Source organism: Mesorhizobium sp. M0437 (genome assembly GCF_040321335.1).
In the GTDB taxonomy this organism is placed as follows: Bacteria; Pseudomonadota; Alphaproteobacteria; order Rhizobiales; family Rhizobiaceae; genus Mesorhizobium.
In genome coordinates, this window is the sequence record NZ_JAMYRK010000254.1 from 1 (window position 1) to 662 (window position 662).

Sequence of the window (662 nt, forward strand, 5' to 3'; positions counted from 1 at the left end):
CCCGCGCGCGCTGGGGCTCACCCCCCGCCAGCTCGCCTACATCATCTACACCTCGGGCTCCACCGGGACGCCCAAGGGCGTCATGGTCGAGCATCAAAGCACCGTGAACCTGCTGCGTTGGAGTAGCCGCGTCTACGCGCAAGCACAGACCAGCCGCATGCTGTTCTCCACTTCGATCAGCTTTGATCTGTCCGTCTACGAGTGCTTCGCTACCCTGTCACAGGGCGGCACGCTCTATCTCGTCGACAATGCGCTGGCGCTGGCGCAAACGCCTTTGGACGTCTCGCTGATCAATACAGTCCCCTCTGCGATCGCCGCTCTGCTCGCCAAGGAAGCAGTCCCCGCCGCGGCAAGCGCCATCAATTTGGCGGGCGAAGCGCTGAGCGCAGCTCTGATCGAGAGAATCTTCGAGCACAGCCGCGTCGAGAAGATCTGTAACCTATACGCCCCTTCCGAGACAACGACGTACTCGACCTGGATTTGCATGCCCAGGGGAGACACCGTCGTTGAAACGATCGGCCGTCCGATCGCCAACACGCGGATCTATCTTCTGGACGCTCATGGTCAGCCGGTGCCGTTCGGGGCGGTGGGCGAGCTCTATATCGGCGGGGCGGGGGTTGCGCGTGGCTACCTGAACCGGCCGGAGCTGACGGCCGAGCGGT

General features: G+C 63.4%; 1 protein-coding gene. It reads left to right on the forward strand.

Annotated features, from left to right (window positions below):
* Nucleotides 1-662 (forward strand): AMP-binding protein (locus tag NKI72_RS35325; protein ID WP_352852302.1); only part of this gene is annotated, 662 nt, incomplete at both ends.